We start from the raw sequence: 25,676 nt of genomic DNA, 5'->3' as shown, positions 1-25,676 counted from the left end.
GTGGGAGCGAGCCTGCTCGCGAAGCTTTTAGACTTTAAGAACTTTCCCGCCAATGGCCACCGCCACCAGCAGCACCGCCATCAAGCCAAAAGCAAAACTCAGACTGCTGGCATGCGCGACAAAGCCGATCACCGCCGGACCGGCCAGAATCCCTGCATACCCCAAAGTGGTAATCGCCGGCACCGCGATGCTTTCCGGCATGACGGTCTGCTTGCCCACCGCCGTGTACAGCACCGGCACGATATTCGAGCAGCCAGCGCCGACCAGCGCATAACCGACCAGCGCCGCTTCCCAGCTCGGTGCAAATGTCGCCAGAAACAAACCGGCCGCCGCCAGCAGACCACCAAACAAAATGATCCGCGTGGCACCGACAATCCGCACAATGCGGTCACCCATCAAGCGTCCAGCCGTCATGGTCAATGCAAACGCCGCATAACCCAACCCCGCGTACGCCGTGTCGATCCCGCGTTCCTGCGCCAGAAACACTGCACTCCAGTCCAGCGCCGCGCCTTCAGTGAGAAACACGATGAAGCACATCCCGCCGATAAACAGCACGATGCCGTGCGGGATAGCAAATGCCGGGCCCGAGCTTTCACTGCCGTAGGGCAACATGTGCGGCACGCATTTGAACAATGCCGCGATCAGCACGACGACGACCACCAGCATGGCGGCCAGTGGCGTCAAACCCAGTCCGAGCAAGGCACTGACCCCCGCCGCGCCGACAATCCCGCCCAGACTGAACAAACCGTGGAAGCCCGACATCATGTTCTTGCCGCTGGCGCGTTCGACAATCACCGCTTGCAGGTTCACGGTCGAATCTACCGTGCCCAGGCCGGCACCGAACATGAACAGCGTGGCGATCAGCGCCGGTATCGACGACACCGTCGCCAGTAACGGCAACGCCGCGCAGATCAATAACGTGCCACCGGTGGCGACGCGCCGACAACCGAAGCGCGTGGCCAGAATCCCCGCCAGCGGCATCGCCAGAATCGAACCGACGCCGAGGCACAACAGCAACAACCCCAACGTGCCTTCATCAAGCCCGGCGCGGGCCTTGGCGTACGGCACCAAGGGTGCCCACGCGGCGATGCCGAGCCCGGCGATGAAAAAGGCGATGCGCGTGGACATCTGTTGCAGGCGTCCGGGGACGAAGGTGTCTTGGGGGTTGAGGCTGGTCATATCGATCCTTGGCAAAAAACATCGCGTCCCCGAAGGACAGTGATTCAGCGACGAGGTTCGATCGCCGGCCATTCGGGGAAGTACAGACAACATCCTACCCTGTGGGAACGGAGACTCACCATTAAGCGGTCACGCACATCCCCTGTGGGAGCGAGCCTGCTCGCGAAGGCGCAGTGTCAGCTGAAAAATATATCGACTGACACACTGCATTCGCGAGCAGGCTCGCTCCCACAAGGGATTGCGTTTTACAGTGGCCTTCTTCGGCAACAGGGGACAAACACTGATGACGCAGTTTTACGATGCACGGGGCAATATTTACGGGGTGATTGCGCCGCAGGCACTGCGCGACGCGGGCCTTGCCTTGCCTGCCAGCGCCACCGAATGCGCCTCTTCGCGTCAGTCGTGGAGCGAAGCAGCAATCAAACTTTGCTGCGACTGGCCCGAAGGCCAGCGCCCGGTGAACAGCAAATCCCACCGCAGCGACGGTCTGCTGATCGGTCCGTTCCAGGCGTCGCCGCCGTTCGACGTATTAATCGTCAACACCGACGGCACACTCGCCGAGCGCAGTGGCAACGGCCTGACGATTTTCTCGCAGGCACTGACCGAGCAAGGATTGATGCCGGAGGAGGGTGCGTTGTTGCGCGTGCATCACGACAAGGGTGACGCGGTAGAGACTTCGGTGAAACCGGCCGAAGTCGAAGGTGTTCAAGGCTTTTGGCTTGATCTTGGCCAACCCGGTTTCGGGCCGCGCGCGGTGGCTGCGCAGAACGTCGAAAACGTCGACTTCAATGGGCGAGACGTGAGTCTGGTGAAGCCACTGGCGACACTCGATCCGGCATGGTCACACAGCCAGTTTGTGCGTATCGGCAATCCGCATTGCGTGACGCTGCTGGATGACAGGGCGGCATTGCCGAGCAATCAACAGATGCGTGAGTCACCGCTGAACGAGGGGTTGACCGAAATCGCTTACGCGATCCCCGCCGGCGCCGGTGATCCATGCCCGGCAGGCGTCAATCTGCAATGGGCGGTGCTGGAATCAGCACAGAAAATCCTCGCCCGCGTGTTCGAACGCGGCGAGGGGCCGACGGCGTCTTCTGGCACCAGTGCCAGTGCCGTGGCCTGCGCGGCCTGGCGTGTGGGGTGGGTGGCGGCCGGTGAAGTGCAGGTGGTGATGCCCGGCGGCACGGCGCCGATCCTGCTTGACGCAGAACATGGTCAATTGCGCGGCGTCAGACTGTTTGGCACCGCGCGACGGATGGCGCACTGAAGCACGGAGAACAACTGCCATGCGGTGACTACAGCGGTCCCTGGTGGCGGATCGCTGCAGGCGCGCTGTTTACAGGAAGAACTATTGCGAGCGAATGCTCTGCGTCAGTTGCAGAAACTTGGGAATCACCGCTTCGGGCGCAGGTGTGAAGTCTTTCAGGCCGTCGGTACCTTTCTGGAACGTGAACATCTGCGCCGCGACCAAGGGACTGGCCAGGCCGCCGACATGGGCGATGGCGAACCAGGCGCGATCCTGTTCCTTGGATTCAGGTCGCGGGTCCAGGCGCCAGCCTTCGAGGGTGGTCATGCGCTCGCCGATGTAAAACTTCTCCATGATTTTCGACTTCTTCCAGATTTCGGCGTCATAGCCGGGGCGGTAGTCGGTGTCGTAGGTTCCACGGGTCGGTTTGGTCGGATCGTTTTGTGAGGCATTGATCAAACTCATGATCACGTTTGGTGTACTCGTAAACCGCAAGCTGTTCTTGACGCTGAAACCGGTTTTGCCATCGTCATGGATAAAGCCGTAAGGCATACAGACGCCGGGTCCTTCGGGTACTTGATAGAGGTCGCGGGCTTCGAAGCGGGCGGCGAGATCCTTGATACGTTGCGCGGAGTTTTCGGCGGGTTTGTTCATGTTGAAGTAGAACACCCGGTTGTTGCGCCAGAGCAGGAATTCGTAGGGCGTTTCCTTACTGCCCAGGACATGGGAGTCGGGGATGCCCAGGTCGTGTTCATAGGTTTTGGTCTGTCGTATCTGGTCTTCCAGTTTGCTGATTTCGGATTCCTGGTTTTTGACGATGTCGGCGCTGTATTTCATTCTCTTGATCGTTTCCAGCAGACGCTCGTTGGTTTTGAGATCGTCCTGAAGGATTTTTTTATAGGCTTCGGTTTCGTGAATGATTGCGTTCCGTTGTCGATCAAAGTTTTCGAGTGTAGTGACATCGCTGACTCTGATCGTCATTTCGTCATAGTTGTAGCTGACGTAGTCCCCCACAGCGTGAACGTTCTTCGAAAAAACATGGCCTCCCGCCGATGCAATCTTACTGCGTTCAACCGCGAAGGTTGCCCATTCGAATGATTCTGGCGACTCGAATCTGGTGCGTCCCAGGCATTCCTTGAAGGCGGGCTCAGCAAGGGCTGATTGGTTGCATAGCAGCAGGCTGGCAAAAGAGAAGATGATACGTTTCATGAACTGTGCTCATTTCGATGGGACGTCTCGCTCACACTTGCGATTTGCACGTCGTTCTTTTTGTCTTGGGTGTGAGCAATGATTGTCAGGTTCAAGCCCGAGTCATTGTTTTCGCCCTTGGTCCAGTAAATGGGTAGAGCAGTGATAAACCCTTCAACCCCGATAGGTGCTGGATATGCCTTTACGCCAGCCAAGGTTTTACTTTCCCAAAAGCCTTGCTCATGGGGCAGTGGATCTGAAATCTGACCACCAAGATTCAAATCGCGAGTTGAGCGGTAGGTCCAGGTAGGCCATATGGATGCTGGAAAACCATTCTTGAATTTGCTGGCAGTGGACGATTCGATCACTTGTGAGCGATTGAAATTCCGGGGAATGAAATTGAATGACTTTTCATAGGCCTTCGAATTGTTCGTGGCTTGCTCCTGAATTTTCTTCCACGTTTTTTCTGACGCAGGCTCATCCAGCAAGTCTTTCAAACCTGTAAAGGCTGGCACAGAGCCTTTTTTGGTCTGGCCCATACCAAAATGCTTTTTCCATAAGTCTTTACGTAGCTGATTTATGGTTTTTCCAACTTTTTGAAAGTGTTTGCCATCCAGTTTTGCGTCAGTTGATTCACTGTCCCGAATAATCACCGCCAGCTCTGAATCGCGCGTACCGCACTGGCTGCGGTCGTTGATATTGGCGCTGCCCAGAATCGCCACCCTGTCGTCTGCGATCAACAGTTTGCTATGTACATAAATCTGTTCCGTGACGACTCTATCATCAAGGGTATCCCAGGTTCGAAGGTTCAGCAGGGTCAAATATTTCGACCAGTCCTGCTGTACGTAAACGGGATCTCCATTCGTATCCACCCGCTCAATAATTTTCCCGGCCTCTTCCTTGCTCGCACCCCGATCCATCATGTCCTTCATCGCCATGTGCCGTTGAATGCGTTTGACCAGACTCTGCTCGCCAAACACCAGACTCTGCATGGTCAGGTGAACCTGGTGCATGAGGTTCAGCACATTCAGCGCGCCTTCCGGGTGCACCGGCAAAATCAGGTACACGTGAAACGGACGGTTTTCTGCAATCGCCCGGCCTATGCGGTCGGCCAGCGCCTTGCCGATGCTGTTGGTGAGCTTCTGTTCTTTCCCCAGTTTCTGCGTCAGCCAGCCCTGTGCGTTGGTCTGCCAGATCGTCAGGAAACTTTTGAGAAAGGTGCGGGCCTCTTCGCCGGGCTCCTTGCTAATGGCATTGACTTCTTTCCAGTCGATTTGGGTGAAGTCCTCGTCTTCCAGCGCTTCACGCAATTTGATCCGGGCGACGAAATTCTCGTTCAAAGTGGACGGGTCGCGCAGGCTGGCCATCGGGCCGGACAGTGGCCGGCCTTCCGCCAGTTCGCCCTCATCACCGAAATCGGTCTGGAAGAACTGGTTCTCGATGTAGATGAAGTGCTGGGCGCTGGAAATGGTCTGCAGCATGGCGCGCAGGCAGTTGTCCTGAACGCCGCCAACGTTGAAGCCTTCGGGCAGCGGCAGGTTCACCTTGGCCAGGTTTCGACCCTTGGCTTCCTGAGTGGTCATGGTGGCTGAAGCGCTGCGCAACACCTGCACGCTGACCCCGCCTTGCGCAGTTTGTGGTGGTGTCGGCAGGGTCGGGGCCTGATCGATCCAGACCGGTTTGGGCATTGGCAGCTTCAGGTTGATCTGATTGTTGACGTCTAGGTGGTGGGGCAGGCCGGCGTCCCGGACCAGGGTGTTGACCCACTCCATCAGGGCGACGATGACGGTGGTTTTTTCCAGGCTTTTGATTTCGGCTATGTAGGCCTGTTGTCCGTTCCAGCGGTCGATGAAATTGCGCGACAGGTCGTACACCGACGGCCCTTCGATGCGACTGTGAACGTCCTGCCACGGCATGCGCGGCTGATCCTTGTCCAGCCGGCTGTAATCTGCAGACGCCAGCGGTTGCGGTTCGTGTTTGAGATAGACAAAGGGCTCCCGGTGATTTGCCAGACGGTCTTGCAGCAACGCGTAAAAGTGCCCGAGCAACGAAGTGGTCAATTGGCCGATGTTGTTCAGCCAACCCATTTTCTCCGCCGGCATGGCGTCGTAACCCTTGTCGCAGAACATCGCGACAAGGCGGCCGAGATCGGTCGAATTCGTCCAGTTGTTGATCAGTTCGTAACTCTTCAGGCGCAGCGCGGCTTGCAAGTTGCCGGCGCTGGTTTCCACTTCACGAATCCACACTTGAACCCGACCTTTGAGCGGTTCGGCAAGCGGCAGGCGCGTCCAGTTGTGCTTAATCAGCGCGGTGATATTGCGGATGGCCGCGTCGGTCAGATATTCCTTGGGTCTGGCCAAAGGATCGATGGAGGACGCGTACTCCTTCAGGCTGGCGCCAGCCTTCATCATCCGATCCAGAACGGGCAGGGGAGGGCTGGCGAAGAAGTTCTGAATCGCCGCGCCGACGTTGATCAGGGTATCGCGACGCGGCAACGCTAGTGTGACGTGGGTGCTTTCTGTGCCAATGGTCGTTTCGGCCAGCGGCTTGGACAGGTCGAACAGTGTGCCCAACAGCAGGCCGGCTCGACTGACGTGCTTGTTCATGTCCATCCAGCCCAGATGCGGAATCCCCGGGTTGTACGCGTCATTGCCCTGGCGGTCGCTGGCATCCAGGCTGAAGTTGTTGTCGTCGCGACGCCCATACGCCAGGTCGATACCGCCGACATAACCGATCTTGTTGTCGATCACTACGCACTTCTGGTGGTGGGAAAACGTCGAGCCCAGGCCCTTCATGTCGCTTTGCTGGATGGCCGGTGTACAGAAGGCGCGCGGCACCTTCAGCCCGGCGTTGAGCTGGAAAACCGCGAGCATGGTTTCGAAGTCATGGGTGCCGACGCTTGCCGCCGGACTCAGCCATGGCATGACAAACACTTTCAGTGACGAGTGCGCTTTGAGGGCGTTGTACAAGCACTCCCACAAGGTCTGCTTGCCGTCCAGGGTCACGTCATAGTTTACCTGCCAACCGGTAATGAAAATCGAGGTTTCAGCCTTGGCAATTTCCTTGGCCAGATCCTTGTAGTAGTCCTCGCCAGTGGTGAAAAAACGCACCTTGTTGCCACTGCGTTTGGGGGCGAAGGCGGACGTGTCCTGAATGAAAAAGTCTGGCGCATTGACGGCGGGCAGGGCTTTGCCGGCGGCCGTGTTGATCTGGCTGATTTCTTTGTGGCGAATGCCGTTATAAGGCGTTGCGGAGTCCGTCATGCTCATTCGTCCCTGGTTTGCAACTGGCTGTACAGATCGCCGTCGGCGAGCAGATCCTGTTTGCTGCGTTCACTGTTCGCGGTGCTGATCCGGCCTTTTTTGGCGCTGTCGTGGAAGTCGAGGGCGGCGAGGGCAAAGCGTTCCTTGTCGGCATCCGATGGTTCGTCGTGCAGCGCCACCGGCACCCGTTGCCCGGGATAACACAGCCACAAGGCTCCCTTGGTTGCGTAGGCTTTGGACAATTTCAAGCGCTGCGCATCATCGATATTGACCCGTCCGTCATCGTCAGTCCGACCTTCGAGCAGCGGGGCATCTTCGCCGTCCTGCACGATAGACCAGGCTGTGTGCGCCAACGGGAAACCGTCGTCACCCGGAACATCGGTCAACTTGATGTCGAAGAAATACTCCCTGGGTTCCGGCGGGGGGGCGAGCACGCCGGGTTGGGCGCTGCCGAGCAGGTTGCCGGGCTTGGCTGACGGCGGAGGTACCGGCAGTTTTGGCAGCAGTATCGCAATCCCCGAACCACTTCCCGCCGCGCCCCCGGCATTGATTTTCACCACTGGCCCGATCACGGTGATGCCGCCGCCATCGAGTTTGATGAAGCTGCCGCCGGCCTTGATCGTCAGTTCCGTACCGGCCTCGATGACCATTTTTTCGCCGGCCCTGAGGTGTATTTCCTGGCCGGCGCTGGTCAGTTGGGCGGTGCCGAGTTTGACGTGCTGGTTCTGGCCGACGGTCAGGTGATCGTTGGCTTTGACCTCAACCTTGCGATCGGAAATCGTGGTGCGGTGTTCCTCGGCCTTGAGCTCGGTGTAAGTGTTCTTCACCACCGTGTCGTGGCGTTCATTCCCGACCCGAATCTTCTGGTCATGCTCAACGTTCTCATCCCAATCACGCTGGGCATGAATGTAGATCTGCTCCGCACCTTTCTTGTCTTCAATGCGCAGTTCGTTGTAGCCGCCGCCACCCGGTGAGCTGAGGGTTTTGAACACGCTGCGAGTCTTGTTCGCCGGCAAGGCGTACGGCACCGGGTTTTCCTTGTGGTACAGGCAACCGGTCACCAGCGGTTGGTCGGGGTCGCCTTCGAGAAAGGTGACGAGGACTTCCATGCCGATGCGCGGGATGGAGATGGCGCCGTAGCGGTCGCCGGCCCAGGAGCTGGAGACGCGCAGCCAGCAGCTGGTTTTGTCGTCGGCCTGGCCTTCGCGGTCCCAGTGGAACTGGACTTTGATGCGGCCGTATTGGTCGCAGTGGATTTCTTCGCCTTTGGGGCCGGTGACCATGGCGGTCTGGCTGCCGAGCACGCGCGGTTTCGGGTGTTCGAGGGCCGGACGGTAGAACACGTCCCACGGGGTGGCGAGGAAGGTGTTGCGGTAGCCTTGGTGGAAGTCGTCTTTGTTGTCGGTGGTGTCGCTGGTCACGCCTTCTTCGAGGACTTGCGGCTGTTTGCCTTCGTGGAAGAGTTCAGTGAGCAGCCACAGGTCGTTCCACTCGGTGCGCGGGTGGTCGGACATTTCCATGAAGTGGCCGCTGACCAGTTTGGTCTGGTCGCCGCGACCTTCGGCCTGACGGTAGTCGGCGCGGTGGCGTTCGAGGGCGCGCTGGCTGAGGAACTTGCCACGGGCGCGGTCGATGAAACGGCCCGGGTAGTCGTAGTCTTCGAGGTCCGGTTCGGTGCTCTCGCCATCGGGCTTATAAGCCGCTTCCATTTGCAGACGCGGCTTTTCGAAGTCGTAGTCGCGGCGTGTGGTGCGGCTGGTGCGGGTTTCCAGGCGCAGCTTGAAGCCTTTGATCACCGGTTCTTCGGCGACCATGCCGCTGCCCTGCACGTACGCAGTTGGCTGGCCGAGGTCGGGGAACACGGTCTGGTCGTCACCGAATACCAGCAGGTGGCCTTTGTCGCTGTGCTGGAAGTGGTAGTGAATGCCTTCCTCTTCGCACAGGCGCTGAACGAAATGCAGGTCGGTTTCGTCGTACTGCACGCAGTAGTCGCGATCCGGGCACGGCTGGCTGAGCTGGAAGCTGTAGGCGTTGCCCTTGATGCCGTGTTCTTCGAGGATCAGCGCGATGATTTTCGGCGCCGACATCTGCTGGTAGATGCGCTGGTTGGTGCGGTGATGCAGGTATTGCAGTTGCGGCACCATCGACACTTTGTAGCGGGTCAGGCGCTTGCCGGCATCGCCTTGGGCGACGCGGTAAATCTGGCCGTGGATGCCCGAGCCTTGTGGATCGAATGCGAGAAACGCCTGCTTGTGCAGCAGTTGTTCGAGGTCCAGATCCGGGTTTTCGCTGACCAGTTCGAGGTCGAAACGAAACGGCTGGCTGATGCCTTCGGTGCCGGTGAACGACAGCACTTGCAGGTCGCCGACGTAGTCTTCCACTTTGAGGCTGAAGTGGGTTTCGTTTGCGGGGTTGAACATCTCAGGCTCCTTGAGATTTACGCCGGTCATCCACGGGCGTTTTGCATCGGTCTGGAGAACGCAGACAGGAGCTGGATGTTAAAGGGAAAAAGTTGCGCAAAAAGTTGCGCACATGGGAGGAGGCCCCCGGTCTATAAGGGTAAAAAGGAAGTGATTCAGAATGTTTCTTGGCGATGTGCCATCAGTCAAGCCCGAAAAGAGGTGGTTTTCGGGCTTATTTTGTAGGTTCGTTCAGATCAGTTGCGGGGCAAATTCCACCACCGGCATCTGTCGCTTCATCAAAACCTTGCCGCCGCGAATCGAATACAGCGGCAAGCCCTGACTGCGAATGACCTCGTAATCACTGTCCGCCGACAGAATCAGCAGATTCGCCGGACGCCCCTGTTCCAGGCCATAGCGCTCACCCAGATGCATGGCTTTGGCGCTGTTGTCGGTGACCAGATCCAGCGCACTTTGCAGGTTGCGATAACCGAGCATGTGGCAGATGTGCAGCCCCGCTTCGAGCACCCGCAGGATATTGCCGTTGCCCAGCGGATACCACGGATCGACGATCGAGTCCTGACCGAAACACACGTTCATCCCAGCTTCTAGCAGTTCATTGACGCGAGTGACGCCCCGGCGTTTCGGGAAGTTGTCGAAGCGTCCTTGCAGGTGAATGCTCTCGGTCGGGCAGGAGACAAAACTGATCCCGGAATGGCCCAGCAAACGGAACAGTTTCGCGCAGTAGGCATTGTCGTAAGAACCCATCGCCGTGGTGTGGCTGGCGGTGACGAGGGCGCCCATGTCGCGACTGCGCGCTTCTTCGGCGAGCACTTCGAGGAAGCGCGAATGCGGGTCGTCGGTCTCGTCGCAATGCACGTCGACCAGGCAACCGGTGCGCTCGGCCAGGTCCATCAGGAACTTCACTGAGCTGACGCCCTGATCGCGGGTGTACTCGAAATGCGGAATGCCGCCAACCACGTCCGCGCCCATGCGAATCGCCTCTTCCATCAGTTCGCGACCGTTGCGGAACGACTCGATGCCTTCCTGCGGAAACGCGACGATTTGCAGATCGATGAGGTGGCGGCTTTCCTCGCGCACTTCGAGCATGGCTTTGAGCGCAGTGAGTTGCGGGTCGGTGACGTCGACGTGGGTGCGCACATGCTGAATGCCGTGAGCGGCCAGCGCTTGAATGGTTTTTTTGGCGCGGGCCTTGGTGTCTTCTTCGGTGATGGTGACCTTGCGCTCGCCCCAGCACTCGATGCCTTCGAACAGCGTGCCGCTCATGTTCCAGCGCGGCTCGCCAGCGGTCAGCGTGGCGTCGAGGTGAATGTGCGGTTCGACGAAGGGCGGTACCACCAGATTGCCGCCGGCGTCGAGGTCGTCCGGGCCGAGAGTGGGCGCTTCGGTCTGGCGGGCGATGCTGCGGATCAGACCGTCTTCAAGATGCAATTCGTGCAAACCTTCCTGGTTGCGCAAACGGGCGTTGATGATGTGCATCAGGCGAATCCTTTTTTATAGGTCTTGTAGTGGCGCGGTCGCGCTGCGAGCGCCGAGCACGCCGGTAACGATGACATACGTTAGCGCGGCAGCAGCGATGCCTACCAGCGGCGCGACCCACGGCGAACTGAACGCGGCGACGGTGCCGACCGCGTAAGCCCCGAGCCCCGGCCAGTTGAACGCAGGCAACCGTGCGTCGGCCAGACGTGGATAGTGCCCGCGCCAGCGGTAGAAAAAGTCCGCCATGATCACCCCGCCAATCGGCGGGATCACCGTGCCGAGCAGAATCAGATAGGGCACCAGCATGTCGTACATACCGAGCAGGGCGAGCAGGGTGCCGATCACTGCACCGGCGAGGGTCACGGTTTTGCGTCGGCCGGTGCGCAGCAGGTTGCAACCAGCGACAGCGAAGTTGTAGATGGTGTTGTCCTGGGTGCTCCAGATGTTCAGCAACAGCATGGCCATCGCGGCCATGGCGAAACCTTGCAACAGCAGCACTTCAACCACGTCCGGTTGCTGATAGACGATCGCGCCGTACGCGCCGATCAGCACCATCAGGCCGTTGCCGATGAAAAAACCGATCAGGCTGGCTAGCACCGCGACCCGCGCCGAACGCGAGAAACGTGTCCAGTTGGTCGCTTGCGTCGCGCCACTGACGAAGGTACCGAACACCAGAGTAATCGCCGTCGACCAGTCCAGCGAACCGCTTGGTACGACGCTGAGCAAACCCTCGAAACCGCCAACTTTCACCGTCGCCACCCACATCGACAGCATGAGCAACAACATCATCGCTGGCACGGCGATGTACGAAAGGATTTCCAGCCCGCGATAACCGACGTAAGCGGTGGCGCAGAACATCAGGCCGAACAGCACCATCAAGCCGAGCACCGTGCCTTCGTCGAGATCGAAATATTTACCGATCACGACGGCAGCCGTCGCCGTGCCCCAGGCGTACCAGCCGATCTGGGTGAAACCGAGAATCAGGTCGCTGAGCTTGCTGCCGACTTCGCCGAAGCAGAAACGGCCCATCAGCACTGAGTTGAGGCCGCTTTTGAAGGCGATATAACCCAGGCCCGCTGCATACAGGCCGAGCAGCAGGTTGCCGACGACGATCACCGCCATCATCTCGCCGAAACTGAACGCCACACCGAGCTTGCCGCCGGCGAACATGGTCGCGGTGAAAAACGTGAAGCCCAGTAACACCATCGCCGTGGAGGCGAGGCCTTTACGTGCATGCATCGGCACTTCGCTGAGGGGGTAATCGTTGCCGGGATCGTTCTGCGTCATGGGGCGGTCCTTGCTGGAAGAGAGGAGACGCGGGGGAGGGTTGCAGTGGTCGTGCCAAATGCCGGGTGGCGCGGGTTATGTATAGACGAGCCGCGTCGTTCGGCACGAAAACAGTGCACCTGAATACACCGGAGCCCCAATGTAGGAGCTGCCGAAGGCTGCGATCTTTTGATCTTGTTTTAAAAAGCAAAATCAAAAGATCGCAGCCTTCGGCAGCTCTTACAGGTGGATAGGTGTTGGCTCAGAGGAAGCGCAGCAGGGCGGCAACGATGGCTTCGGGGGCGTCTTCCTGCACGAGGTGGCCGGCGTTGACGATGGCGTGGAATTGCGCGCCGGGGATCATTTGGTGCAATGCGCGGCCACGCTCGATGGGAATCCACTGATCGTCTTCACCCCAGAGAATCTGCACCGGGCAGCGGATCGTCGGGTACAGCGGTTGCGCTTCCAGCGTGTAGCGTTCGTCCATCTGCGCGATCTGCCGATAGAACGCCGCCTGCCCCGGATCACCGAACCACGGTTGCACGTAGGGTGCCAGTTCGTGATCGGCAATCTCTCGGTGGATCGCCCCGCGAATATAGGTCGGTACGATGGCGCGCTGGATGTAATCGGGCAGGCCACTGAACGCTGCTTCATGCTGGCGGACGTGCTGCACGAACGGCGAACCCCATGGCGTCAGCGCCACCGGATCGATCAGCGTGAGGCTGCGGTAGTCCTTGCCGTTGAGCAGGTGTGCACGCAGTACGGTGGCGCCGCCGAAGTCGTGGGCGACAACGTCGGGGTTTGCAATATTCCAATGGTCGAGTAGCTGCGCCAGCAGTTGATTTTGCACGCCGAGGGAGACGTCGGCGTCGGGTTGTTCGGAGCGCCCGTAGCCGAGCAGGTCGAAGTAATGCACACGATGCGTGGCAAAAAAATGCGGCGCGATCCGGTGCCATACGTACGACGAAAACGGCGTGCCATGCACGAACACCAGCGGCGGGCCGTCGCCGTGTACGGCGTAGCGCACCTGTCGGCCGTTGAAGTCAAAGACCTGATCCAGCAGCCAGTTCGTCATGGGCCTGTCCTCTTGGCGGGTGGGAGCCAAAAAGCATAGGCGTAAAAAAACAGCCGCGAAGGCTGTTCTCTATTTCCCAGACAAAACACCAATCCCCCTTCGGCAGCTCCTACGAGGGAGATCTACGTCAGGTTACTCACCGCGATAGATGCAACCGCTGGTGCAGGTCTCGTGAATGCGGATCGCGCTCAGTTCCGGCAGCAACGGCTTCATTTCATTCCAGATGAATTTGGCCAGCACTTCACTGGTCGGGTTTTCCAGACCGGGAATGTCGTTCAGGTAGTTGTGATCGAGACGCTCGTACAGCGGCTTGAAGATTGCTTTTATCTCGGAGAAATCGCGAATCCAGCCAGTGTGCGGATCGAGGTCGCCGCTGAGGTGAAGCGCCACTTTGAACGAGTGACCGTGCAGACGCCCGCACTTGTGGCCGTCCGGGACGTGCGGCAGGCGGTGGGCGGATTCGAAAGTAAATTCCTTGAAGATTTCCACAGTATTTTCGGCTCTGTTCAGATGGCGTTCGCCGCAGCGATTCGGGCAGGCGGCGAGTTTACCAGCTTGTCTTTGGCCGTGCTGACTAAAGGGTCAGCAAGCGCTCGGCGAGGCGACCATTGGCAGTCAGTTCAAGGAATTCGTCACCGAGGCGGCGGCTTTCGTCCATTGCCGCGTGCCAGTATTTCTGCCGGCTCGGCGCATCGCCCATAAAGCGTTTGAAGTCGTTGCGGTCGGGCAGTTTGCCGTAGGGCAGGCGCGCCAGATATTCCTTCGAGGGGGCGAGCAACAGCACGTCCTGCAGGCGCTCCACCGAGGCCTTGCGCCACGGCAGGGTCTTGTCGAACCAGCCGGGAATCACCCGATCAGTGAAGTGCGGATAGAGGACGATGCCGTCACCGCTGTAGGGCAGGTCGAGGTGATAGTCGAGCAGGCCGCCGTCGCGGAAAGTGCCGGCACCGGCGCCGGGCAGATCGCGCACGCCTTCCATGACCATCGGGATCGAACCCGAAGCCAGCAGCGCTTGGCGCAGATTACCGGCATTCAGCGCGACGAAGCGCGACGGGAAGTCGTTCAGCGCATTCACCGGTGGGGCGAGGCGCGGGTCGTGGATGATCAGCCGTTCGAAGTGTCGCGACAGCCGCGCGCGGCCGCGCAAGTTGTCGGCGATCACCGAGCCCAATGCCAGACCGAGGCGACCGCGATGGTCATCGGCCAGACGTCCCTGACTTTTCACCACCATGATGTTCAAGCGGTAATGCGCGTTGTCGAGGATGCTCGCGTCGCGGCCGTCGAGCAGGTCATTGAGCATGCGCTGCGAGCTCTGACTGATCTCGGCCATGGTCACGCCTTTGTTGAAGTTCTGCTCGGCATACAGATGGCCGAGGCGGCGGATGCCTTCGGCGGCGTCCGGCAGGCAAGCGCTGGCGAAACGCCAAGAGCCGACCGAGGCGCCGATCAGCGAACGCTCACGCGGTGCGCTCGGCAGCCATTCGCCGAACAACGCCAGATCCAGCCCCTGAATGCCCAACGCCTTCGGCCCACCGGCGGCACCGGGCAGGGTACCGACGTCGGCGGCGTTCAGGCCTTGCGCACGAATACGCGCCATGGCACGCGGGCCGGCCTTGAGGGTGAGGGCGGGGAATTTGATGTGGATGGCGGTCATACCGGTCTCGATCGTTAGCAAGCGAACAATTATAAGCACATGTTACAAAACCTTGTAGGAGTGAGCCTGCTCGCGATAGCGGTGTGTCATTGAATAATGATCTGTCTGATACACCGCTATCGCGAGCAGGCTCACTCCTACAAGGGGATATGTATTGAGCGGGAGCAATGATGGCAATTCAGTTTCAGTTAAGTTCATCCCGTTAAGGTGCCCACCGTTAAGCAACACATAAAAATACGGAGACACCATGAAAACCCTGACTGCCCTGTCCATTGCCGCGATCATCGGCCTCACTGCCAACACTGTTCACGCCCGCGATCTCGGCCCTGACGAAGCCCTGCGCCTGCGCGACGCTGGTACTATCGTCTCCTTCGAGAAGCTCAACGCCACTGCGCTGGCCAAACACCCGGGTTCGACGATCACCGACACTGAGCTGGAAGAGCAGTACGGCAAGTACATCTACCAGATCGAAATGCGCGATCCGCAGGGGCTGGAGTGGGATCTGGAATTAGACGCGGTGACTGGGCAGGTTCTCAAGGATCATCAGGATACGTAATGAAGGTTAATGTTCGCGCCACCTGCCGCACGGCGTTGGCGCTGGTGATGTGTTGCTCGACGGCCATGGCCCGCGACCTCGGTCCGGACGAAGCCCTGAATCTGCGCAAGCAGGGCGTGATCCTGCCGCTGGAGCAAGTGCTGCAGCAGGCGATGGATCGCTATCCCGGCGCCAAACTGCTGGAAGTCGAGCTGGAAGAAAAACACGACGTCTACATTTATGAAGTCGAGTTGCTCACCGTCGAAGGTGTCGCCCGTGAGCTGCACTTGAAGGCCGATACCGGTGAACTTGTGAAAGACAAGGAAGATTGATCGATGCGTTTGCTATTGGTGGAAGACCACGTACCGTTGGCCGACGAATTGCTCGCCAGCCTGCAGCGACAAGGTTACGCGGTGGATTGGCTGGCCGACGGTCGTGATGCACTGTATCAGGGCAGCAGCGAGCCATATGACCTGATCATTCTCGACCTCGGCCTGCCAGGCGTGCCGGGGCTTGAAGTGCTGGCGCAGTGGCGCGCCGGTGGTTTGGCGATACCGGTGTTGATCCTCACGGCGCGCGATTCCTGGGCCGAGCGCATCGAAGGTCTGAAGGCCGGTGCCGACGATTACCTGACCAAACCGTTCCACCCCGAAGAACTGCAGTTGCGCATTCAGTCGTTGTTGCGCCGCTCCAAAGGCCAGGCCAACCAGCCGACCTTGCAGGCGGCCGGTCTGCATCTGGACGAGGGTCGGCAATGCGTGGTGCGCGACGGCGCCGACATTCAACTGACCGCTGCCGAATTCCGCCTGCTGCGCTATTTCATGCTGCACCCGGAACAGATCCTTTCCAAAAGCCACCTCGCCGAACACCTCTACGACGGTGAGACCGAGCGCGATTCCAACGTCCTCGAAGTGCATGTCAATCACCTGCGTCGCAAGCTCGGCAAAAGCGTGATCGAAACCCGTCGCGGTCAGGGTTACCTGTTCGGCGGAAAAGCTTCGTGAGGTCGATCCAGCGCCGCTTGAGCCTGGGTTTGATCAGCGTAATGGTGGTCGTCGGTGTGGTGGTCGCGCAAACCAGCCTGTGGTTGTTCGAAGTGGGTTTACAGCGTTATCTCGAAGCCGGTCTGCGCAACGACAGCGAAAGTCTGCTAGTGGCATTGGTGCGGGGCCCGCAAGGCCTGCAACTGGATGAGCGGCATCTGTCGCCGGCCTATCAGCGACCGTTTTCCGGGCATTATTTCCGGATCGACTTTGCCGACAGCCATTGGCGTTCGCGCTCGTTGTGGGATCAGGATCTGCCGCTGCTCGACCATCCCGGTCTGCACAGCAATCTGCAACTGGGCCCGGACGGTCAGCAATTGCTGGTGCTGCGTTCAGATTATCGACGCCTGGGCCAATCGATTTCGATCAGCGTCGCGCAGGATTACACGCCGGTGCGCGAGAGTTTTCAGCGCATGCGCCAGATCGGTCTGGGCTTGGGGCTGGCGGCGTTGCTTCTGATTCTGTTCTTGCAGCGCTTGACCGTGCGCCGCGCGTTGAAACCGCTGGAGAAGGCTCGCGAGCAGATCGCGCAATTGCAGCAGGGCCAGCGTTCACAACTCGATGAGCAGGTGCCGGTGGAGCTGGAACCGCTGGTGGCGCAGATCAACCATTTGCTCGCGCACACCGAAGACAGCCTCAAGCGTTCACGCAATGCCCTGGGCAACCTAGGGCATGCGTTGAAAACGCCGTTGGCGGTGTTGTTGAGCCTGGCCTCCAGCGAAAAACTCGATGCCCATCCCGAGTTGCGCAAGGTGCTCAAGGAACAGCTGGAGCAGGTGCAGCAGCGGCTCAATCGCGAGCTCAATCGGGCACGGTTGTCTGGTGATGCGCTGCCCGGTGCGTTGTTCGATTGTGATGCAGAACTGCCAGGGTTGCTGGCGACGTTAAACATGATTCACGGCGAGCATTTGGCGTTGAGTTATGTTGCGCCGGCGGGGTTGCAACTGCCGTGGGATCGGGAGGATTTGCTCGAGTTGCTCGGCAATCTGCTGGACAACGCCTGCAAGTGGGCGGATGCCGAGGTGCGTTTGAGTGTGATCGAACGTACGGATGGCTTTGCGCTGAGCGTGGAAGATGACGGCCCGGGGATTCCCGAAGAACAGCGCGCTCAGGTATTCAGTCGTGGCACGCGGCTGGATGAACAGACCCATGGGCATGGCCTGGGGCTAGGGATTGTCCGCGATATTGTCGAGACCTGGGGCGGGTTGCTGGTGTTGGGCGAGAGTGAGTGGGGTGGGTTGAAGGTGGTGATCGAGTTGCCTCGGCGGTGAGTCTTTGAGAAGCCCCTCACCCTAACCCTCTCCCGGAGGGAGAGGGGACTGACCGAGGTGTATGTTCGAGTTACACCGACCTGAAACACCGAGCCGAACTCAGGTTTTTGAAAGCATCAACGTGACCTGAAAATATCGAGTCGAACTCAGGTTTTGAATGACATGAAGATCAGCTCCCTTTCCCCCTCGCCCCCTTGGGGGAGAGGGCTGGGGTGAGGGGGTAATCCAGCTGACACCCCACAACCTTCAAATCAAACCCGAAACTGATCCATCAAACTCTGCTGCTGATTCGCCAGGCTATTGAGCGACTGACTCACCCGCGCCGACTCATTCGCCTGCCCGGACAACGACTCCGTCACGTCACGAATCGTCGCCACGTTGTTATTGATCTCCTCGGCCACCGCACTCTGCTCTTCAGCGGCACTGGCAATCTGCAGGTTCATGTCGCTGATCACCGTCACCGCATCGCCGATCTGGCGCAGCGCGGTCACGGCTTGGCCAACCTGTTCGACACTGCCCTGAGCCTGACGATGGCTGTTGCCCATCGCCCCGACCACATCCTGTGTACCGCTCTGCAACTGCTCGATGACCTGACGGGTTTCTTCCACGGATTCTTGTGTGCGGCGAGCGAGGTTGCGTACCTCGTCAGCGACCACGGCAAAACCACGGCCAGCCTCACCGGCACGGGCCGCTTCGATCGCGGCGTTGAGCGCCAACAGGTTGGTCTGCTCGGCGATGGCGCGGATTGTTTCCAGCACCGCGCCGATTTTCTCGCTGTTGGCGGAAAGGCCTTCGACCTGCACCATCGCTGCGCTCATGTCAGCGGCGAGGGTGTCGATGCTCGCGGTAGTGCGGTCGATCACCGTCAGGCCCTGACGGGTAGCGCGATCAGCATCCTTGGCCGCTTCGGCAGCTTGTGCAGCGCTGCGGGCGACGTCTTGCGCAGTGGCGCTCATTTCGTGGGACGCAGTGGCGACCTGATCAACCTGACGGTATTGCTGTTCCATACCGGCGCTGGTCTGGGTCGCAATCGCTGAGGACTGATCGGCGGTGTTGCGCGCATCCTGCACCGAGCGTTTCACTTCCGCGATGATCGGCTGCAACTTGTCGAGGAACTTGTTGAACCAACCGGCCAACTGACCGAGTTCGTCCTTTTTGTCATAGGCCAGACGGCGGGTCAGGTCGCCTTCGCCGCTGGCGATGTCTTCGAGCATGTGTGCCACACCGAGGATCGGTTTGGTCACACTGCGCGCCATCAGCCACACCAGCAGCAAGCCGATCAACGCCGCCAGCACGCCAAGGCTCAGTTCGATCAATGTGCCGGAATTATTGCTCGCGTCCAGTTGTTGCTTGAGCGCTTCGGCGCGGCTGACCAGGACCTTTTCCGGTACGTCGAGCAACACGCCCCACGACGGGCCGCCGGGAATCGGCGGGAACGGTGACAGCACTTTCAACTGGCCGTTGCTGTGCAGGCTGCTGACGCTGCTGGTGGAGGCAAGTTTGCTCAGCAGTTCGGCGCCGCTGATTTTGTCGACGGCATCCAGACGCTGACTGAGTTTGCCGGCATCCGGGCTGTAACCGGCGAGCAGGCCGGCGGGGCTGATGATGCTCACGGCGGTCTGGCCGTCATAGAGCTTTTTGCTGGCGCCCTGGCTGATCGCTTGCAGGCTGTTGAGGTTGATGTCGACCGACAGCGAGGCGATGACTTTACCGTTGACCATCAGCGGGAAGACGATGCTGGTCATCAGCACGTTCTGGCCGTCGATCACATAGAAGTAGGGTTCGATCACGCACGGTTTGAGCGTAGCGCGCGGGCAGGTGAACCAGGCGTTCGCGGCTTGACCGCTGGGGCCGGTGCTGGTGTCGGCCATGTCGCTTTCCGGCAGGGCCATCGAGGTGACTTTGCCTGGCGTTGGTTGCGACCAGTACAGGGCGAAACGGCCCTTGTCGTTGCTGCCCAGTTCAGCCTGACCGGCGAACAGTTCATCCTTGCCGTCCAGCGCGTTGGCTTCGAACACCAGCGACAGGCCGAGCAGCTCCGGGTTGGCTTGTAGCGCCGATTTGACCTGGCGAGTCATGTCTTCGCGCAGGTCGAAGGCATCAAGAAAACGCTTCTCGGCCTGCTCGCGCAGGAACAGCACCTGCCGCGAGAAGCCGTGGCCGTATTGATAGGCGTCCATGAACTGCTGGCGAATGCCAGCAGCCTGCACTTCACCTTGCGACTCGATGCGCGCTTGCGCCGACTCGGTGAGCATTTCCATGCTCGAAGCTTTCACCAGTGCAGAACTGTGCTCCATGCGATACAGCGAAAGACCGACCAACAGGGTCACGATACCGGCCAGGCAGAGGCCGGCGAGCAAAGTGATTTTCCATTGGATGGAAAGTTGTCTGAGCGACATGGAGACGTCCTTATTCGATAAATATCTGAGACTTTGCACTGTAACGGCCCAAGAGCAGCTTTCTTGAGCTTCCAGCCGCAAGCTGCAAGTGAAAAAACGCAAAAGCTTGCCGCTTGTGACTTGCAGCTTGCCGCTGCTTCATTCACAGTGCGCGCCCTTCTAATAAGACCCTCTTTGCAAATCCGCCGGTTAAGCTTTGGCGGACTCATTCTGTCTGGCGGTCGGTTTTCCACCGCAGTGTTTTTCGAGGAAGTGAAATGAATGCAGTCATAGCGGCAGTCGGCGTCATGCTGGTGCTCAGCCTGTCCCGCGTGCATGTGGTGATCGCTTTGATCGTTGGCGCGCTGGTTGGCGGCCTGACCGGTGGTCTGGGCATCGAGGCCACGCTCAAGGCGTTCAACAGCGGCCTTGGCGGCGGCGCAACGGTGGCGTTGTCCTACGCGTTGCTCGGCGCTTTCGCTGTGGCGATTGCCAAGTCCGGCCTGGCCCATGCGCTGGCCGACAAGGCGTTGGCGATGGTCGACCGTCAGCACGCAACCGGCGGTGGCAGCGTCAAATGGCTGCTGATCGGCCTGTTGTGGGTGGTGGCGATTGCCTCGCAGAACATTCTGCCGATCCACATTGCGTTCATTCCGCTGCTGGTGCCGCCGCTTCTTTATGTACTGACCAAGCTGCAACTCGACCGCCGCTTGATCGCCTGCGTGATGACGTTCGGTCTGATCACGCCGTACATGTTCCTGCCGGTGGGCTTCGGTAACATCTTCCTTAATGAAATTCTGCTGGCGAATGTTGCGCGCAGCGGCGTCGACATCAGCGGCATCAACGTTACCCACGCCATGGGCATTCCGGCGCTGGGCATGGTCTTCGGCCTGGCGATGGCGTTCATCACTTATCGCAAACGGCGCGTGTACGACCTGGCGAAGATCGAGCAGGTCGAGCAAGTGGCGGTGCAGTACAACCCGCTGAGTCTGATGATTGCCGGTGTGGCGATTGCCGCCGCGTTCATTGTGCAGTTGCTGCTGGACTCGATGATTATCGGGGCGCTGGTCGGTTTTCTGATCTTCTCGGCATCGGGCATCGTCAAGTGGCGTGAGACCGATGACCTCTTCACCGAGGGCATGAAGATGATGGCGATGATCGGTTTCATCATGATCGCCGCGTCCGGATTTGCTGAAGTGATGAAAGCCACCGGAGAGGTGCAGACGCTGGTTGAATCCTCGGCGTCGTGGATCAATCACAGCAAGGGCATCGGTGCACTATTGATGCTGCTGGTCGGGTTGCTGGTGACCATGGGCATCGGTTCGTCGTTTTCCACCGTGCCGATTCTGGCGGCGATTTTCGTGCCGCTGTGCGTGCAACTGGGCTTCAGCCCGATTGCGATCGTGTGCATCGTCGGCACCGCTGGCGCATTGGGTGACGCCGGTTCGCCGGCTTCGGATTCGACGCTGGGCCCGACCTCGGGCCTGAATATCGACGGTCAGCATCATCACATCTGGGACACCGTGGTGCCGACGTTCCTGCACTACAACCTGCCTTTGCTGGCGTTCGGCTGGGTGGCCGCGATGGTTCTTTAAACCCCACGTCTCCCCTGTAGGAGTGAGCCTGCTCGCGATAGCGGTGTATCAGTTGGCAGATGTACTGACAGATACACCGCTATCGCGAGCAGGCTCACTCCTACAGGGGATGGGGTGACCACGGACTCAACTTTTGCTTGCGCGTGCCGTTAAAGCCTTTAACCACGCCAATAAAACCAAAAGAGTGAGCTCCCACAATGCGCCTGAGCCTCAAGGCTAAAGTCCTGTCCCTCGCCGTTCTCCCGGTGTTGCTCTTTGCGCTGGTCATCAGCCTGACCACGCTGTTCATCCTCCAGGAACAGGCGCACAAAGAGGTCGAACAGACCCGCGAGCGCCTGCTCGGCGATGCCAAAGCCACCCTGCAAAGTTATGTCGCCGTGGCCATGACCACGATCAAACCGTTGTACGACGCCGCCGCTGCCGGTGACGTTGATGCGCGGGCGCAGGCGATCAAACTGCTGTCGGGCATTCGCTATGGCAAGGACGGCTACTTCTTCGGCTACGACTCCGAGACCGTGCGCCTGTTCAAGGCCAATGACCCTGAAGGCGTGGGCAAAAGTTTCAAGGACAACCGTGACCCGAACGGCGTTTACGTCAACCGTGGCCTGGTAAGTGTGGCGAAGGACGGCACGCATTATCTGCAATACAGCTCGCCGTTGCCGGGCAATGCGCAGGTGTTGGTGCCGAAACTCGGCTACACCGAATACCTGGCGAAGTGGGACATGGCCGTCGGTACCTCGGTCAACCTCGACGGCATCGAAGCGCAAGTCGCGTTGGTCGAAGCGCAGGTGCAGGAACGCATGCAAGGCGTGGTGCTGAGCATCGTTGGCGTGGCGGTGGTGGTGCTGTTGGTGATCGCGGTGGCGGGAATGCTGCTGGCCAATACCATTTTGCGTCCGTTGACCCTGATGAAAGCCAACCTCGATGACATCGCGGCAGGCGAGGGCGATCTGACCCGTCGACTGAATATCACCAGCCAGGATGAACTGGGTGAACTGGCCGGTTCGTTCAACCGCTTCGTCGACAAGATCCATGGCCTAGTGCGACAGATCACCGAGATGACCACGCAACTCACCGGGCTGGTGACGCAGGTATCCGATCAGGCCCAGCGTTCCGATCAGGCGATGGAGCGTCAGCGCCATGAGACCGATCAGGTCGCCACGGCGATCAACGAGATGTCTGCCGCCGCGCAGGAAGTCGCCAAGAGCGCGCAGAACGCCGCCGTCGCCGCTCAGCAGACCGATGAAGAAGGCCAGAGCGCCAAGCGTGTGGTGGCCGGCAGCATCAAGCAGATTCATGCGTTGGTCGATGACATTCGCAGCAGCGGCGTGTCGCTCGACAGCCTGCAGCAGGACGTGACGTCGATTGTCGGCGTGCTCGGGGTGATTCGTTCGATCGCCGAGCAGACCAACCTGCTGGCGCTGAACGCGGCGATCGAAGCGGCGCGCGCTGGCGAGGCCGGACGCGGCTTTGCCGTGGTGGCGGATGAGGTGCGTGCATTGGCCAGTCGCACGCAGATCAGTACCCAGGAAATTCAGGGCATGATCGATCGTTTGCAGGCGGGTACGCAGCAGGCGGTGGAAGCGATGCGCCGATCCAGCGAGGCGGGTGACGGCACTTCACAGCAAGCCAATCAGGCCGGCGCTTCTCTCGACGCGATGGCATCGTTGATTGCGACGATCAACTCGATGAACGCGCAGATTGCCAGCGCGGCGGAAGAGCAGACGGCGGTGGCCGAAGAGATCAACCGCAGCGTGCATCAGATTGCGGTGGCGGTGGACAGCGTGGCCGATGAAACGCAGTTGGGTGCGCAGACTTCGCGTAGTTTGGCGGAGCTTGGGCAGCGGCTGGGCAAACTCGTCGGCCAGTTCCGGATCTGACAGCCTGAAAAGCCCCTCACCCTAGCCCTCTCCCGGAGGGAGAGGGGACTGATTGGGGGATGCTGTGGAACTCCGCCGACCTGAAGCAGCTTTACCGAATCCATAATCGACTCAATCTTTCAGGTCGATGGATGACCCGAGACACCTCGGTCAGTCCCCTCTCCCCCCGGGAGAGGGCTAGGGTGAGGGGCTCTTGATCTTCAGATTTCAGGGACGATCCCAGTACGGCACTTCACCAAAGCATTCGACAAAGAAATCAATCACCGTCCGCACCTTCACCGACAACCTCCGGCTCCCCGGCCACAACACCGCAATCTGCTGCGGCTCCAGGCTGTTCGACACCTGATAGTCCCCCAGCACCGGCACCAGCGTGCCATCGCGCACCGCTTCACCAATCAACCACGACGGAAACATCACCAGCCCCAAACCCTGTTCAGAGGCCTGGGTGAGGGTGTCGGCGTGGTTGCCGGTGATCTGGCCTTTCACCGAATAGGGCGTCCAGTCCTCACCATCGCGGCGGAAAAACCAGCGCTGCTGGCCGGTCGCGCCTTTGTAGGCCAGGCACTGGTGTTGCGCGAGATCTTCAGGTTTCTGCGGGGAGCCATGAAGTTTGAGATACGCCGGGCTGGCCGCGACCTGAAAGCGATGCGGCGCCAGAATCCGCGCCTGCATGCTCGAGTCGTGCAGCGGGCCGATGCGGAACAGTAAATCCGCACCCTCCTGAAGCGGGTCGACGTAACGGTCAGTCTGCTGGATATCCAGTTGCAGCTTCGGATAACGCGCACATAACTTGCCCAGCCACGGCGTCAGATGGCGCTGGCCGAACACCACGGGGGCGTTGATGCGCACCAGGCCTGTGGGTTCGCTTTGCTGTTCTTGCAACGCCTGTTCGGCTTCCTCCAGTTGCACCAGTACCAACCGCGCGTGGTGACCGAGCATGCGCCCGGCTTCGGTGGGCGTCACTGCGCGAGTGTGGCGGTAGAGCAATTGCTGGTTCAGCGCCTGCTCCATCAATTGAATCTGCCGCGAGATAGAGGAGGGCGCCACGCCTTCACGGCGAGCGACTTCGGAAAAACTGCCGTGATCGAGCACGGCCACAAATAGCCTGAGTGCCTTGAATCCGAGTTCGTTGAGCCCGTGCATGATGCGTCCTGCTGTGCGAATTGCGCAAAAGTGTTGTCCGGATGCTCCCATTTATCGCAAAGCTTCGCCAGCCGATAATCCGCGCCATCGTTTACTTGAGTGGAATGTTGTTTATGCAAACGTTGGATGAGGTGAGCGTTAGCGCGCCGGCGACGAAATCCGGATTGCGCTTGTTGTTGCTGCCGCTGGTGATTCTCGCGGGCATGGGTTTGTCGGTGGAGGCGGGATTGCTCGGGCCGTTGGGTGTTCAGGTGGGGCATCTTTGGGCGACCTTGAGCATCTTTGGTGTGGGCTCGGCGATTCTGTTTTTGCTGCTGTTGTTTGCGGGGCCGCAGAAGGGGCCGGCGCTGACGGATCTGCCGCGCTGGCAGTTGATTGGCGGGTTTCTGGGGCCGATGTATGTGGTGGTGCTGACCCTGGCGACGCCGCATATCGGTATTGCCATGACCATGATCGCGATTCTGTCGGGTCAGGTGGGCAAGAGTGTGTTGATTGACCATTTCGGCTGGTTCGGGGCGACGCGCAAGAAGGTCAATGCCGAGCGGTGGCTGGCGTTGGGGTTGATTGTGGTGGCTTTGGTTTTGATTGCGCGGGGGTGAGTGATGAGTCTGGTTATTTTGTTGGCGGTGGTGGTGTTGGCCGGTGCGGTGTTGAGTGTACAAGCGGCGATCAATGGGCGTTTGGGTGAGAGCGTCGGGGTGTTGCGCAGTAGTCTGCTGACATTCGTTGTCGGTGCGGTTTCGACCGGGTTGTTGATTTTGTTTTTTGAGCCGGCGCATGCGGTGAGTTTGTTGGATGTGCCGAAGTGGCAGTTGACCGGGGCGTTGTTTGGCGTGGTGTACATGATGGTGATGGTCGGGGCGGTGCCGGTGGTGGGGACGGCTGTGGCGACGGTGGCGGTGATTGTCGGGCAGTTGGGGATGGGGATGTTGATTGATAATTTTGGCTGGTTGGGGAATCCGGCGATTGAGCTGTCTGGTTCGCGGATTTTGGCGATGGTGTGTTTGGGGGTGGCTTTGGTGTTTATGTACAGGAGTTCGCGTCAGGCTGGGTGAGTTGAG

At 59.6% G+C, this 25,676-nt stretch carries 21 protein-coding genes; 10 read left to right on the top strand and 11 right to left on the bottom strand.

The features are described from left to right. Positions 1-27: 27 nt before the first annotated feature. Positions 28-1,179: an MFS transporter gene (locus tag PspR84_RS19270; RefSeq protein WP_160058760.1), complete on the bottom strand. Its 1,152-nt coding sequence runs from the start codon at positions 1,177-1,179 to the stop codon at positions 28-30. A 283-nt stretch (positions 1,180-1,462) separates the two neighbouring features. Here PspR84_RS19270 and PspR84_RS19265 point away from each other — a divergent pair, with 283 nt between their 5' ends. After that, complete coding sequence (locus PspR84_RS19265; RefSeq protein WP_160058759.1) at positions 1,463-2,446, top strand: diaminopimelate epimerase; 984 nt, start codon at positions 1,463-1,465, stop codon at positions 2,444-2,446. An 81-nt stretch (positions 2,447-2,527) separates the two neighbouring features. Here PspR84_RS19265 and PspR84_RS29700 read toward each other — a convergent pair whose 3' ends face one another. The 8 genes from PspR84_RS29700 to PspR84_RS19225 form a co-directional block, all read right to left on the bottom strand. Continuing rightward, complete coding sequence (locus PspR84_RS29700) at positions 2,528-3,634, bottom strand: hypothetical protein (RefSeq protein WP_160058758.1); 1,107 nt, start codon at positions 3,632-3,634, stop codon at positions 2,528-2,530. Beyond that, a complete protein-coding gene (locus PspR84_RS19255; protein WP_160058757.1) occupies positions 3,631-6,882 on the bottom strand; it encodes a phospholipase D-like domain-containing protein in 3,252 nt (1,083 codons plus the stop codon). Before PspR84_RS19255 ends, PspR84_RS29700 begins: the two co-directional genes overlap by 4 nt. After that, complete coding sequence (tssI, locus tag PspR84_RS19250; RefSeq protein WP_160058756.1) at positions 6,879-9,296, bottom strand: type VI secretion system tip protein TssI/VgrG; 2,418 nt, start codon at positions 9,294-9,296, stop codon at positions 6,879-6,881. The genes PspR84_RS19255 and tssI overlap by 4 nt, the downstream gene beginning before the upstream one ends. A gap of 231 nt (positions 9,297-9,527) precedes the next feature. Further along, positions 9,528-10,775 carry a cytosine deaminase gene (gene codA / locus PspR84_RS19245; RefSeq protein WP_160058755.1) on the bottom strand — a complete coding sequence of 416 codons (1,248 nt, stop codon included), beginning with the start codon at positions 10,773-10,775 and terminating at the stop codon, positions 9,528-9,530. Positions 10,776-10,790: 15 nt separating this feature from the next. Next, positions 10,791-12,062 carry a cytosine permease gene (gene codB / locus PspR84_RS19240; protein WP_160058754.1) on the bottom strand — a complete coding sequence of 424 codons (1,272 nt, stop codon included), beginning with the start codon at positions 12,060-12,062 and terminating at the stop codon, positions 10,791-10,793. Between the two features lie 241 nt (positions 12,063-12,303). After that, a complete protein-coding gene (locus PspR84_RS19235; protein ID WP_160058753.1) occupies positions 12,304-13,116 on the bottom strand; it encodes an alpha/beta hydrolase in 813 nt (270 codons plus the stop codon). A gap of 132 nt (positions 13,117-13,248) precedes the next feature. Next, positions 13,249-13,605 carry a 6-carboxytetrahydropterin synthase QueD gene (gene queD, locus PspR84_RS19230; protein WP_007915588.1) on the bottom strand — a complete coding sequence of 119 codons (357 nt, stop codon included), beginning with the start codon at positions 13,603-13,605 and terminating at the stop codon, positions 13,249-13,251. An 85-nt stretch (positions 13,606-13,690) separates the two neighbouring features. After that, positions 13,691-14,770 (bottom strand): patatin-like phospholipase family protein, encoded by a 1,080-nt coding sequence (locus PspR84_RS19225; protein ID WP_007915589.1) that lies wholly within the window; start codon positions 14,768-14,770, stop codon positions 13,691-13,693. Between the two features lie 247 nt (positions 14,771-15,017). On the opposite strand from PspR84_RS19225, the gene PspR84_RS19220 reads away from it, so the two are divergent. From PspR84_RS19220 to PspR84_RS19205, 4 genes are read left to right on the top strand one after another with little or no spacing between them, the layout of a single operon-like run. Continuing rightward, on the top strand, positions 15,018-15,326 hold the full coding sequence (locus tag PspR84_RS19220; RefSeq protein WP_160058752.1) for a PepSY domain-containing protein: 309 nt from the start codon (positions 15,018-15,020) through the stop codon (positions 15,324-15,326). Then, positions 15,326-15,637, top strand: coding sequence for a PepSY domain-containing protein (locus tag PspR84_RS19215; protein WP_160058751.1), 312 nt, complete (start codon positions 15,326-15,328; stop codon positions 15,635-15,637). Before PspR84_RS19220 ends, PspR84_RS19215 begins: the two co-directional genes overlap by 1 nt. Before the next feature lie 3 nt (positions 15,638-15,640). Further along, positions 15,641-16,309, top strand: a complete 669-nt coding sequence (locus tag PspR84_RS19210) for a response regulator transcription factor (RefSeq protein ID WP_160058750.1) — start codon at positions 15,641-15,643, stop codon at positions 16,307-16,309. Continuing rightward, positions 16,306-17,619: a sensor histidine kinase gene (locus PspR84_RS19205; RefSeq protein WP_160058749.1), complete on the top strand. Its 1,314-nt coding sequence runs from the start codon at positions 16,306-16,308 to the stop codon at positions 17,617-17,619. The genes PspR84_RS19210 and PspR84_RS19205 overlap by 4 nt, the downstream gene beginning before the upstream one ends. 251 nt (positions 17,620-17,870) lie before the next feature. Here PspR84_RS19205 and PspR84_RS19200 read toward each other — a convergent pair whose 3' ends face one another. Further along, positions 17,871-20,018, bottom strand: coding sequence for a methyl-accepting chemotaxis protein (locus PspR84_RS19200; protein WP_160058748.1), 2,148 nt, complete (start codon positions 20,016-20,018; stop codon positions 17,871-17,873). Positions 20,019-20,081: 63 nt separating this feature from the next. On the opposite strand from PspR84_RS19200, the gene PspR84_RS19195 reads away from it, so the two are divergent. The 3 genes from PspR84_RS19195 (at position 20,082) to PspR84_RS19185 (ending at position 23,472) form a co-directional block, all read left to right on the top strand. Further along, positions 20,082-20,279, top strand: coding sequence for a hypothetical protein (locus PspR84_RS19195; RefSeq protein ID WP_160058747.1), 198 nt, complete (start codon positions 20,082-20,084; stop codon positions 20,277-20,279). Further along, on the top strand, positions 20,276-21,592 hold the full coding sequence (locus tag PspR84_RS19190) for a Na+/H+ antiporter NhaC family protein (RefSeq protein WP_160058746.1): 1,317 nt from the start codon (positions 20,276-20,278) through the stop codon (positions 21,590-21,592). The genes PspR84_RS19195 and PspR84_RS19190 overlap by 4 nt, the downstream gene beginning before the upstream one ends. 197 nt (positions 21,593-21,789) lie before the next feature. Next, complete coding sequence (locus tag PspR84_RS19185) at positions 21,790-23,472, top strand: methyl-accepting chemotaxis protein (protein ID WP_160058745.1); 1,683 nt, start codon at positions 21,790-21,792, stop codon at positions 23,470-23,472. 207 nt (positions 23,473-23,679) lie between these two features. Here the strand turns inward: PspR84_RS19185 and PspR84_RS19180 are convergent, their stop codons facing one another. Further along, a complete protein-coding gene (locus PspR84_RS19180) occupies positions 23,680-24,615 on the bottom strand; it encodes a LysR family transcriptional regulator (RefSeq protein ID WP_160058744.1) in 936 nt (311 codons plus the stop codon). 113 nt (positions 24,616-24,728) lie between these two features. Between PspR84_RS19180 and PspR84_RS19175 the strand changes: the two genes are divergently transcribed. Together PspR84_RS19175 and PspR84_RS19170 are read left to right on the top strand one after the other, a co-directional pair. Beyond that, positions 24,729-25,214: a DMT family transporter gene (locus PspR84_RS19175; RefSeq protein ID WP_016987941.1), complete on the top strand. Its 486-nt coding sequence runs from the start codon at positions 24,729-24,731 to the stop codon at positions 25,212-25,214. Between the two features lie 3 nt (positions 25,215-25,217). Next, the gene (locus PspR84_RS19170) at positions 25,218-25,670 is read left to right on the top strand and encodes a DMT family transporter (protein ID WP_095114263.1); all 453 of its coding nucleotides are present in this window, start codon (positions 25,218-25,220) and stop codon (positions 25,668-25,670) included. The last annotated feature ends 6 nt before the right edge of the window (positions 25,671-25,676 follow it).

The organism is Pseudomonas sp. R84 (assembly GCF_009834515.1).
Lineage (GTDB): Bacteria > Pseudomonadota > Gammaproteobacteria > Pseudomonadales > Pseudomonadaceae > Aquipseudomonas.
Note: the sequence above shows the minus strand (reverse complement) of the source record. Positions and strands in the feature narration are given on the sequence as shown.

What these genes read in the sequence shown, in the direction of transcription:
- PspR84_RS19270 (WP_160058760.1), bottom strand. Translation starts at nt 1,179, where the DNA reads ATGACCAGCCTCAACCCCCAAGACACCTTCGTCCCCGGACGCCTGCAA.
- PspR84_RS19265 (WP_160058759.1), top strand. Translation starts at nt 1,463, where the DNA reads ATGACGCAGTTTTACGATGCACGGGGCAATATTTACGGGGTGATTGCG.
- PspR84_RS29700 (WP_160058758.1), bottom strand. Translation starts at nt 3,634, where the DNA reads ATGAAACGTATCATCTTCTCTTTTGCCAGCCTGCTGCTATGCAACCAA.
- PspR84_RS19255 (WP_160058757.1), bottom strand. Translation starts at nt 6,882, where the DNA reads ATGAGCATGACGGACTCCGCAACGCCTTATAACGGCATTCGCCACAAA.
- tssI (WP_160058756.1), bottom strand. Translation starts at nt 9,296, where the DNA reads ATGTTCAACCCCGCAAACGAAACCCACTTCAGCCTCAAAGTGGAAGAC.
- codA (WP_160058755.1), bottom strand. Translation starts at nt 10,775, where the DNA reads ATGCACATCATCAACGCCCGTTTGCGCAACCAGGAAGGTTTGCACGAA.
- codB (WP_160058754.1), bottom strand. Translation starts at nt 12,062, where the DNA reads ATGACGCAGAACGATCCCGGCAACGATTACCCCCTCAGCGAAGTGCCG.
- PspR84_RS19235 (WP_160058753.1), bottom strand. Translation starts at nt 13,116, where the DNA reads ATGACGAACTGGCTGCTGGATCAGGTCTTTGACTTCAACGGCCGACAG.
- PspR84_RS19225 (WP_007915589.1), bottom strand. Translation starts at nt 14,770, where the DNA reads ATGACCGCCATCCACATCAAATTCCCCGCCCTCACCCTCAAGGCCGGC.
- PspR84_RS19220 (WP_160058752.1), top strand. Translation starts at nt 15,018, where the DNA reads ATGAAAACCCTGACTGCCCTGTCCATTGCCGCGATCATCGGCCTCACT.
- PspR84_RS19215 (WP_160058751.1), top strand. Translation starts at nt 15,326, where the DNA reads ATGAAGGTTAATGTTCGCGCCACCTGCCGCACGGCGTTGGCGCTGGTG.
- PspR84_RS19210 (WP_160058750.1), top strand. Translation starts at nt 15,641, where the DNA reads ATGCGTTTGCTATTGGTGGAAGACCACGTACCGTTGGCCGACGAATTG.
- PspR84_RS19200 (WP_160058748.1), bottom strand. Translation starts at nt 20,018, where the DNA reads ATGTCGCTCAGACAACTTTCCATCCAATGGAAAATCACTTTGCTCGCC.
- PspR84_RS19190 (WP_160058746.1), top strand. Translation starts at nt 20,276, where the DNA reads ATGAATGCAGTCATAGCGGCAGTCGGCGTCATGCTGGTGCTCAGCCTG.
- PspR84_RS19185 (WP_160058745.1), top strand. Translation starts at nt 21,790, where the DNA reads ATGCGCCTGAGCCTCAAGGCTAAAGTCCTGTCCCTCGCCGTTCTCCCG.
- PspR84_RS19180 (WP_160058744.1), bottom strand. Translation starts at nt 24,615, where the DNA reads ATGCACGGGCTCAACGAACTCGGATTCAAGGCACTCAGGCTATTTGTG.
- PspR84_RS19175 (WP_016987941.1), top strand. Translation starts at nt 24,729, where the DNA reads ATGCAAACGTTGGATGAGGTGAGCGTTAGCGCGCCGGCGACGAAATCC.
- PspR84_RS19170 (WP_095114263.1), top strand. Translation starts at nt 25,218, where the DNA reads ATGAGTCTGGTTATTTTGTTGGCGGTGGTGGTGTTGGCCGGTGCGGTG.